The organism is Bartonella sp. AD24XZML (genome assembly GCF_042196485.1).
In the GTDB taxonomy this organism is placed as follows: domain Bacteria; phylum Pseudomonadota; class Alphaproteobacteria; order Rhizobiales; family Rhizobiaceae; genus Bartonella.
In genome coordinates, this window is record NZ_JBHIQH010000100.1 from 1 (window position 1) to 9,835 (window position 9,835).

General features: G+C 46.2%; 14 protein-coding genes. 1 reads left to right on the plus strand and 13 read right to left on the minus strand.

The features are described 5' to 3' along the window. Nucleotides 1-35 precede the first annotated feature (35 nt). From ACFIMX_RS08890 to ACFIMX_RS08950, 13 genes are all read right to left on the minus strand, one after another. A complete protein-coding gene (locus ACFIMX_RS08890; protein ID WP_375618800.1) occupies nt 36-323 on the minus strand; it encodes a hypothetical protein in 288 nt (95 codons plus the stop codon). Beyond that, entirely contained in the window at nt 320-901 is a 582-nt protein-coding gene (locus ACFIMX_RS08895; protein WP_375694352.1) for a glycoside hydrolase family 19 protein, read from the minus strand. The genes ACFIMX_RS08890 and ACFIMX_RS08895 overlap by 4 nt, the downstream gene beginning before the upstream one ends. An 87-nt stretch (nt 902-988) precedes the next feature. Continuing rightward, on the minus strand, nt 989-1,396 hold the full coding sequence (locus tag ACFIMX_RS08900; RefSeq protein ID WP_375694353.1) for a helix-turn-helix domain-containing protein: 408 nt from the start codon (nt 1,394-1,396) through the stop codon (nt 989-991). Between the two features lie 6 nt (nt 1,397-1,402). Beyond that, a complete protein-coding gene (locus tag ACFIMX_RS08905; RefSeq protein ID WP_375694354.1) occupies nt 1,403-2,020 on the minus strand; it encodes a gp16 family protein in 618 nt (205 codons plus the stop codon). Nucleotides 2,021-2,029: 9 nt separating this feature from the next. Continuing rightward, entirely contained in the window at nt 2,030-2,653 is a 624-nt protein-coding gene (locus ACFIMX_RS08910; RefSeq protein ID WP_375694355.1) for a DUF3164 family protein, read from the minus strand. Continuing rightward, nucleotides 2,637-2,915: a hypothetical protein gene (locus ACFIMX_RS08915; RefSeq protein ID WP_375694361.1), complete on the minus strand. Its 279-nt coding sequence runs from the start codon at nt 2,913-2,915 to the stop codon at nt 2,637-2,639. The genes ACFIMX_RS08910 and ACFIMX_RS08915 overlap by 17 nt, the downstream gene beginning before the upstream one ends. Next, entirely contained in the window at nt 2,915-3,190 is a 276-nt protein-coding gene (locus ACFIMX_RS08920; RefSeq protein ID WP_375607958.1) for a hypothetical protein, read from the minus strand. The genes ACFIMX_RS08915 and ACFIMX_RS08920 overlap by 1 nt, the downstream gene beginning before the upstream one ends. Then, nucleotides 3,187-4,218 carry an AAA family ATPase gene (locus ACFIMX_RS08925; RefSeq protein ID WP_375694356.1) on the minus strand — a complete coding sequence of 344 codons (1,032 nt, stop codon included), beginning with the start codon at nt 4,216-4,218 and terminating at the stop codon, nt 3,187-3,189. Before ACFIMX_RS08925 ends, ACFIMX_RS08920 begins: the two co-directional genes overlap by 4 nt. A 344-nt stretch (nt 4,219-4,562) precedes the next feature. Next, nucleotides 4,563-6,542, minus strand: a complete 1,980-nt coding sequence (locus ACFIMX_RS08930; RefSeq protein ID WP_375694357.1) for a transposase domain-containing protein — start codon at nt 6,540-6,542, stop codon at nt 4,563-4,565. Next, a complete protein-coding gene (locus tag ACFIMX_RS08935) occupies nt 6,539-6,997 on the minus strand; it encodes a hypothetical protein (RefSeq protein ID WP_375694358.1) in 459 nt (152 codons plus the stop codon). Before ACFIMX_RS08935 ends, ACFIMX_RS08930 begins: the two co-directional genes overlap by 4 nt. Beyond that, nucleotides 6,994-8,010: a ParB/RepB/Spo0J family partition protein gene (locus ACFIMX_RS08940; RefSeq protein WP_375694359.1), complete on the minus strand. Its 1,017-nt coding sequence runs from the start codon at nt 8,008-8,010 to the stop codon at nt 6,994-6,996. Before ACFIMX_RS08940 ends, ACFIMX_RS08935 begins: the two co-directional genes overlap by 4 nt. Beyond that, nucleotides 8,010-8,408, minus strand: a complete 399-nt coding sequence (locus ACFIMX_RS08945; protein WP_375694360.1) for a hypothetical protein — start codon at nt 8,406-8,408, stop codon at nt 8,010-8,012. Before ACFIMX_RS08945 ends, ACFIMX_RS08940 begins: the two co-directional genes overlap by 1 nt. A 173-nt stretch (nt 8,409-8,581) precedes the next feature. Continuing rightward, complete coding sequence (locus ACFIMX_RS08950) at nt 8,582-8,887, minus strand: helix-turn-helix transcriptional regulator (RefSeq protein ID WP_005864619.1); 306 nt, start codon at nt 8,885-8,887, stop codon at nt 8,582-8,584. Between the two features lie 145 nt (nt 8,888-9,032). Here ACFIMX_RS08950 and ACFIMX_RS08955 point away from each other — a divergent pair, with 145 nt between their 5' ends. Continuing rightward, nucleotides 9,033-9,560, plus strand: a complete 528-nt coding sequence (locus ACFIMX_RS08955) for a helix-turn-helix domain-containing protein (protein ID WP_375694362.1) — start codon at nt 9,033-9,035, stop codon at nt 9,558-9,560. Nucleotides 9,561-9,835: the final 275 nt, after the last annotated feature.

A 9,835-nucleotide genomic window follows, 5' to 3' on the forward strand; every position in this document is an offset into this window, starting at 1 on the left:
AAAAAAGCAGACCAAAAGACAGTTTTGAAACAGGGCTAAACATTGCTTTTATCTCCCCACCCCGTTATCTCCACCCCATCATAGGAGCGGCTATGCCGCTTATGGGAATGTTTCCTATTAGAAAAATCCAACGAGCCAAAGCCACGATGCACCCCCAAATTCCCAACAATAATCGCCACCATCGAAGGAATAGAAATGCTCGCCATATCAACAATATGCGGAGCCCCCCACAAACCACCAGAAACGAGCAAAAAAATAACCCCCCAAGCAAACCAAAAAGACCACCATAAATAGAGCCTAGAACCACGATAAGAGGGCTTCATGCTTTCACCTCGCCTCCAAGTCCCAAAAGCTTTTTAGCGCGGTTCAAATAAGTCAAACGTTGCACAAGTCCATTCTTGCCACCATTAATCGCCTTGGTAATCCTGAGATAATCATCTTGATCTGCAAGCCTATTCAAGCCTTTCATTTGCCAAAACCAAACAGCAGACCAAAGCGCTGCGGGAAATTTTTCCAGCACTTGCGGAAAATCTTCACAATCAACCGCTTGTTTATCGACTGAGCACCAAAACCTCGTAAAACGACGATAATTATTGCGCCCCGTTAACTGGATCAAACCACGCCCCTTAAAGCGCACCCCATCACCAGGGTTGATATTGCCTAAATCACGCCGCCCCTCATAAGCACGCCCAGAGGCATATTCACGCAGGGTAAAAAAGCCATCACTCTCATGCGCACATTGGCTTAAAAAATGCGCAATCCGCAACGGTGTTGTGAGTGCCCCATAAGATAAAGCTTTAGGCAACACGCGTGCCATTTCAACGATAATAAAATCTTGACGCGCATGATGCGCCAGTTTAGGCGCAAGACGATGAAGAAAAGAAGCATCTATTGAAATCATAACAAACCACTCAATGAATAAAAATCCATCCGCAGTTTATCGGATCTCCATCCCCCAATATAAGCCTGACACTGTCAGTCAAAACTCTCAATACTCATAAAACTCTGGAAATAATAAACCTTGTGGTTCTTGCAAAGAAATTTTCTTTTTCAAGCGATAGGCTGTACGCACATGCATACCAGAAACAGCAGCTGCAGCATCCACCGACCAGCCTTTTTGCAACGCTTGCACCATTTTTTGCCGCCGTTCAGCATCTCTGCCAAGGGGGATAAGAAGGCGCACACCCGAACCATTAAAACAAAAATAGTTGATCAATTGCTGCGCTTCTTCAAACCCAACAATCTCAATCAACCAATCCGCACTCTCAAGACGCCCAGGTATATAAACTTCTCGTCCACCAAAAGCCCGCATCATATTCCATGCTGCTTCACTGCCCGCAACATCAGCTATTTCACGCAATAAGGCAGGAAAATCGCTATAGATTTCCTCTTGCATACATGCTTACCCCTCGCTTTTTACACTTTTACGGATTTTCCGCCCCCAAACATTCATCACTTCTCTAAAATCACTCCCATTCATCTCGTCCAAAGCTTTACCACTTAACGCCATAACACTTTGATGAAAAGCCCCAAGCTCAAACACAGCATCCGGATTTAAACACTTCCATTGGGCACACAAAATGGAAATGCTTGGTTTCTTCCTCCATGAAACTTCGCGGTTTTTCCCTCTCCAGTCAACCCCACCCTCACGCTGCAACCAACCTTTCAACGCCTCAATGGCTCTGCATGCATCATCGCTATCGCGTAAAAAGCGAATATGATCAATCCCCGTCTGTCTTTTCACAAAGGCAAGCAACGCCTTATCTGAACGATCACGAATAATGCCAAGATTCCACCCAGCAATCCAAAGCGCCTGGAGCTTTTTGGCATATTTTCCCTCTAAACGCTTCACATTCGGCTCAAAACCACACGCTTTCATTTCAGCGACGACTAAACGCTTCTCTAAAACACTCAAATCTTTCGCCGATTGCTTGCCTGTCAAGCGATAGAGCAGTGCGCGATAGGTCTCATCATCAAGACCTAACGCGCGTTTTCCCATATGAAGGACAGCTAAAGACATCTCACCCCCTCATGTCTTCGCCAGATCAATGGTCACAGCCCGCCAAGGGCTTTCCAATGTATCGCGCTCATAAAAACGCACATATTCCTTAGATGTCGTCACACGCAATGACTCACGAATGGCACGCATCGCCTCTTTCCAGCGTGGATCATCAATATCCAAACGCAACAGCATAAAGATCTCCCATCGATTCACCTTGCCTTCTTTATCCGTATTAAAAGCACGCGTAATAATCGCACGGATTTCAGGGCGTGCATCCGCAGACCACTCATTCAAACACTCATCAAGAAGGCTTTTGGCAATTTGCAATTGCGGTCCAAAATCAACACTTTCCTGAACTTGCACCTTAATACGTTGCAAACCATCAAAGCTTGTGTAAGTACAATTGCCCTTTTTGCCACGCCGCTCCACACCATATTCTTGCGCAAGCAAGCTATCAAAATCACTCAAATCCGCAATCGTATGGTTGTTAAAACGTGCAATCCTTGCCGATAATTCTTTCGCAAAACCCATAATTTTGCGCACCGTTTCATCCTCTAACAAATCCGCAGGGCGGATCAGGTTTACCGGCACCAAAGCCCCTTTCGCATCCTTCATATAACGCGTACCTTCAAGTTCAATTTGTGGATTCATCACCAACTTCCTCCTGTGTTTTTTGAAACCGACGAAATGGCACAACATCCCCTGAAGAAGGCGCACATCCCGCTTTCAATTGCCAACGACACCGCATAAGCTCATGACCTAAAACGTGGTTATAGCCTGCCAAACGACGCAAATACTCATTCAATTCTCGAACATCTTTCGCACTCAGAAAAATGCCCTCCATTTCATGCTTGAGTAAAGCAGAACGCAAAGCAACCAAGCAATCTCTCACCATATAAGGGTTCCGTTCCATCATTTTCCGCCTCCAAAATCCATATGAATAACCGTTCCTTTCTCACCCTCATCACTCTTGGCATGAAGCGCTTGGCTACAACGTAAAGCTTCCACAACTTGCCCCTCTAAAACCGCATCAGCCTCCCCCAAACGGTGAACACTCAACTCCAATTCAAGCAATAACGCCAAATCAACACACAATTTAAGCTTTTCTCCAATATCAAAACCGCATTGATAATCGTCATAAAGACCAACAAGCGTATCGGATAATTCTTTGTCGCATAAAGGGATCATGCCAATTCCTCCACGTCACGGTTTTTCCATGCCGCTTTGACATGTTTAAGCGTCACCTCACACCCATCTCCAAGCGCTGCCATGCGTGCCAACATCATGGTTTTGTCAATTTGCCGCAAAGCTCCTGCTTTCAAACCAATTCCCGTCAAAAACTTTATCGCACCAACATCTTCAATCCCCCAATCATGAATGCGCGCCGCAATATCCTCACTATAGGGCTTGCGCCGTTTCAAATGCATCGCCAATCGGCTTTTAATTTGCGCATAAGAGGGACCATTTTGACGATGAACCAACCGTCCAGAGATTTCATCATTGCCAACCAAAGCCAACCCCGTACCATTGATATCAACAAAGTGGCGCAACTGATTAATCGCTTCATCCGTTAAATTTTGCGCCTCATCAACGATCAACAACGTGCCACTGCCCACGCGCTCTAACTTTTTGCCAATAGCACGCGTTAAGCGGGTGGGATTATATTCCACCACCTCCAATTCTGCTGCCATATCATTCAAAATACCATGAACACTACGCGTATGCGGGCTTGCTGTCACAAGGTAAACATGCGGGCGGGTCGCGCGGTAATGGCGGCAGGTTTCGGTCTTACCACTGCCCGCATCAAGCGTAATCATCACCATATCCCCCGTACTTTGCGCCAGTGTTAAAGTATCAATGATCTCACTGGCAATTCGATTCCTCTGAAAAGCCGGCTTTTCAGGAATGCGCTCCAAAAACCCCGCTGTTTCCTTTAAAGTCTCAACCCATTGGTGAACCTTCGCATTTTGCTTCCCCAATTGTCCCGCATAACTGCCCGCATACCATTGTGAAAACGTCCCATCCGGCATGCCTATGCGTCGCGCCACTTCCGCCTTAAACCAATCATTCATTTGCCCCAAAGCTCTTACCGCATCCACAAGCTCATTCCATAAAGCAATGTCATCACTGTTGCGGTTTTGTGCTGTGCCATTGGGCTGGATTTTAGGTCGCGCCCAAGGATTTTTATCGACCGTTGCATTTATCGCGTTTTTCATGTATATTCCCCTTTCGTATTGATTTTAGACTGTTGATAAGGGGAAGGGCTCCCACCCGCCCCTTATCTTTTGTCTTCAATAAACATTTAAAGCCGTACGCGATACTAAAACGGCTAACCTTGCAAATCCCCTCTCTTTCTCACACATCAGAGAACTTGCTAACTCCACGCATCTCTCCCGATCAGGCAAAGATACCTAGAAACTTCATGTATTGATTTAAACTTTTAAAGGATTAAGATTCCTCCCCCCCTTTCTTTGTTAACGCTTCAAGCCGTACGCGATACAAAATCGGCTTCCTTTTGAGAATTCTTATAAACCCCCCTCTCTTTTCCTATTTCCTTATTCTATTGCTTGGGAAACTTGATCACCTCACGCCCCTCATCAGAAGCGGAAAGCTTTCTCAAAGCTTTATGCAAGTGCGTACTAAATTCTTCCTCCCCCAAAACCTCATCATCGTCTGCTGTCAAAGCTAAATTCCCCACATTGTTTGGCATCAAGCGGCTCACCTTTGGCTTTATCGGAAGCTTCGATTTGAACGCTTCATCCTTTTTCTCAAGGCGACCATAAACATCGGCCAAGTGATCAGGCGCAAGCTTTGCTGCCAACTGTTTTTCTGCTTTAACAGCCTTCACATATTCTTTACGCAAACGCCCATTCAAGCGCGCCGCCTGCTGGTCATAAAAACCTACATCACAAAGGCATGGTGCCAAACAAAGCAACCGATTATTCAAATCATAAACCCGTAAATCTTGATGCAAATTATCCGGATCAAAGCGTACAATCACTTTTTTCCCCGCATGCTCATTCAACGCCCGTGCCCAATAACGATTGCCATAAAAATGGATCTCGCCCGTACCCTTTTGCGCACGCAATGCTTCTGAGGTCAAAAGCCATAAAGCCCGTTGTGCTGCCGTTGCTTGCCGAACTATTGTCCCCTCTGCTTGCAAGCTTTCTGCAAAGGTCTCATCAAAACTGCGCCCCGCACAATTAACCGCCTTACGCCCCGCTTGCGCATTATGGGCACAAATTTGCGCACCAACATGGGCTTTAAACGCTTCAAATCCTATCGCGCGCTTGCCATAATCTTCAGGCTTGGCATCCGGTTTATTGCCCGTATAAGCCCCCGCACAAAAGGGATGTTTAGAAATCGCTTCTGCCAGATCACGCCATGCCCGCTCAATCGGTTTAGACTGTCCGCTATAAGGGGTGGTCCATTGCAATTGCACACCCAAACTCGTCAAAAGCCCTTGCGGATCATCCGGCTTAATCTTAAAACGAAAGCGGTTTTGCACACCTCCAGAAATCCATTTGCTGGTAAAGGCACGCCCATTATCCAAGGTCATACGCTCCGGTATGCCATAAGCTTCCACCATATCCCCAATCACCAAACGAACGATTTCCCAACTCTCAGCATCCGATAAGCGCCATGATAAAATCTTGCCCGAATAAAGATCTTGTATCGCTATCAAATAAAGCCGCACAGGCTTCTCTGTCCAAGGAACATTCACAAAAACATCCAGCTTATGCCCGTCCATATTCACTGCTTGCAGTGCATGCAGGCTGGAGCGATCACGCCGTTGGGCTGGATAAAGCTTTTTTGCCTTTTCTTCTCCCTCACGCGCTAAAACCACAACAGCCTTAGAAATTTGCCTGTTGAAACGACGTCTCAAAGCCCGCTCTGAAGGAATGGGCTCAAAACCCCGCTCCTGCGCAACCGAAACCATGCGCCGATAACACGCCGAAAAAGCAGGTTTAGAGGGGCGCAAATAATCCGAACAAAAAACCTCCCACGCCCCATCATGACACGGCGCAAATTGCGAAACATTCTCCTCACCATAACAAGGCGCTAAAGCCGCCAACCAATCAGGGCGCTCATACCCTTCAACCATCTGCCGCCAATTAAAAAGCGACATCCGGCTCACACCAAAGTGCACCGCACTCAAACTTGCCGCATCATGCACACCCATACCAGAAACAAGCAAATCATTCATAAAGCAAAGTGCCTTCAAACGCTCTTCACAGCGCCTTTTATGCGCCTTGGAAAGCCCTTCATAACGCACCCAAATACTTGTCTTTTGTTCCCCTTGCGTTTGTTTCACATCAACACCCACTCCAAACCGCACCAACAATGCCGCCCGCGCCCCCTCCGGCAATAAAGAGATGTGATACTCCCAAACCGGCTTCGTTTTGCCTAATGTTTGGCGAAACAATTGTGTATTCAAACGCCATTTCTTAAGCGCAAGATTGTTGAGACCAATCTTTGTTTTCGGCAACCCTGGCAAAGCTGCCTCAGCCAATTCGGCAATACTAAACCATTCTTTCATGGCTGCCCCCGTTTAATTTGCACCGGCGTTGCGCGCATGGCTTTCAATCGCGCTGCAATCTCCCGCTGTTCCTGCTGCAACCGCGCAATCTCTGCTAACCGCGCCTCATCTCCTTGCAACAGCAACAATCCATCTTCACTCACCACCTCATCCCAGAGCCAATAGGCTTCTGTCGCCCGCACAAAGGCTTTAAAACGCGGCAGGGAAATATCCACCTGCTTACTTTCCGCCACATAAGCATCCAAACTGGCTTTACTTAAACACCCAATCCCTAAATAATGCGCCATGCGCTCCGCAATCACACTGCGCTCATGCCGACATTCTCTCAAAGCCCGCGCCATCGCACGCTTAATGCGTGAGCGAAACCGCCCTAAATCAATCTGCGCAACGGGTTCACGACAGGGAAAAACCGGCTTTTGGAAAAAATCAAGCTGCCCGCAACCATGCCTCTTCATGCCTGCTCCTCCCCTCGTTCTCTTGCAAGATAAGCGCAAAACCGCGCCTTTGTCTGCGCATCTGCTCTCTGCCACACCCCTAATAACTGAGCAAAAATCCGTTCCTGTTCATTGATTTGCGGAGGTGTATTAATCCCATTGACCAAATCAACAGCCCGCCGTAAATCCCCCTCAACCTGTTGGAAAGCAACCGCAACCCGCCGTTGCGAAACCGGCTCCATCTTGGCTAATTTCAACAACTGCGCTTGATTATCTGCCAATGCTGTGCCACGCAAAACCGACCGTAATTCTGGCTGTAAATGCTGGGAAATACGATTGAGGAGTTTCACAGACTCCTTCGATAAACCAATACGATCTGCTACATGTTTGGCAAAGTGCAAACTTTGCATTTTGCCATTCAAGTCACCTTCATTTGGCAAAGGGTCAACTTGACCCTTTGCCACTTTGTCTCCTTCACACTCAGTTTCATGATGCTCTGAAGAACCATCTTTTGGCAAAGGGTAAACTTTACCCTTTGCCACTTTGTCCCCTTCACACCCAGTTTCATGATGCTCTGAAGAACCATCATTTGGCAAAGGTGCAACTTGCACCTTTGCCACTTTGTCCTTTGTATATTGATTACCATGGTCACCGCCACGTTGAATCTCCCCGTACTTCTTTTCCCACAATTCGCGGTAAGTCTGGACAAAAAGCGCACGATCAATAACAGACAATTCATTGCGAAAAAGGTTTTCAGCCACTTCTAAAAGCGCAGCATTCTCTTTATCCGCCTGCACCACAACCGCATCAATTTCGCTATAGCCTAAAAGCTCAGCAGCACGAAGCCGGTGTGCACCAGCAATAAGCGTATAATTACCTTCCTTAGCATTGGGGGTATGACGCACCGTAATCGGATTCATCAATCCCTCCCGCACTATTGATTGTGCAAGTGCCTTGGCATGCTCATCATCCACAGGGCGTATACGCTCCGGCACCACAATCACATCAAGAGCAAGCTTTTGAAACTGTGCCATCACGCCGCCGCCTTTCTGATCTCTTTAAAGAATAAATCCATCGCACGCCCTGCCCATCTTCGATAAGCTTTCGCAAAAACTGGTTCCATTAACCGCCGGTTAATCACCTGCAGTGACAGAGAAATAGAAGTCCGCTGACGTGCCTGTATCGCAACAATACGCCGCCGCGGCACCTCAAACTGATAATGCAAGATATGAATAACAATCTGTCGTGCTAACGCCGCATCAAATAAGCCACGCGGAGGGTCAATAATATACCGGATCGGCAGATACTTAAATCCACTACTCACGGCTTTTAAAGAACAGGAAAGCATCGCTTCCAAACGTTCAACTTCTGAATAAGGATTAACGATATCGCTTCTAGCTTCTGGCATCCATAAATTATAAGCAGCAACCATAACCACCCCCTAATCGCCAGAACCAACCCATCCAAACGGCTGTTCTATGATGCAACTCTCTGCAATTTATCTTGCCTATTTCGTATTGATCTTTAGACATTGATAAACCTCTTTATCTTATGGTATTTAAATTCATGGCAAATGCGCTAACACGCAAAGCCGTGTAACGAAGTTCAAGCAGCATTCCCACGCAAAGCAGAATGCGCACGCGAATCTGTGTTGGCATGTTTTGCTGCTTTAAAAATGCGACGGCGACTTTTGGGGTAGCGGTCGCTGAAAACCTGCTCGACGGGCAAACCGATAAAATCGGCAATAGCACGTTCGGCTTTCTCGTTAGACCGTGTCCAAATGTGTTGAACACTGGATGACGAGAGTTGATATGCTTTCGCGAGCTCCGCCAAGGTCATGTTACGGCGGCGTAGCTCAGCTAAAATACTATGGCGATCCCATACTTGGATGCATGTTTGGGTGGTTGTCATAACTTCGCTCCTGCTTTAAACGGATGCTCCCACATCCGTTTTTTGTGGGGTTAATTGTAAAATATCTGCCCTCTATAGCGGGCGGTGATTAAAGGTATATCTACAAATGGGATATTGGTCAACCCCATTTGTAAACATTTGTGATATGAAACGACAAAAAAATGAGCCAAAAACCGCATTAGCAAGACGACTCACAGAAGTTAGAAAGCTTGTGGGCTTATCTCGTGATATATTTTCTCTTAAAATTGGTATCAGTATTCAGGGGCTTGGAAATTACGAACGCGGTGACAGAACTCCAGACGCAACGGTTTTATCAGCATATAAAGAAAAATTTGGAGTGAACCTGAATTGGCTTCTGACTGGTGAAGATGCAATGTTTATAGACATGATGATGGCTCGGGCTTTCAATATCCCTCCGCCTACCATTCCTACTGGACTCATGAAAAAACTCGGTCGCGTGGCTTATACAACCTATCGTGATGCTAAAATAAAACTCCCCCCTGAAGATATAGCGGAACTCGCGGCGGAACTTTATAGAAAACTGCAAGAGCTTGTTCAAGACATCAACGACATGGAAGAGGTCGAAGCAACTTTCCCTCTTCTTAAAATCCATTTAAAGCGTCAAATAGAAGCTGAAAGAGTACATCTAGAAACTACACAAAATACGGCTTAATGTCTCTCTAAAATGAAAAATCGATATGAAAATCTTTTTACATTAAGAAAATAATATAACCATTTGATTAATAAGTATATATTGCCTCTAAAAATAGATAATCATCAATAGGTGAAAATCTTTTTTGCTTTTTTGGTCATTTTTGGCTGATTTTGGAGTGAGCTTCACAATTTACCGAATTTTTTTCACAGGGGCTTCAAAGGCGGTTTTCTGGGCTTTCACAGACTTTTCAAAATTTTTCACAGGGTTTTCAAAGACCTTTCAAAGCCTTCTCT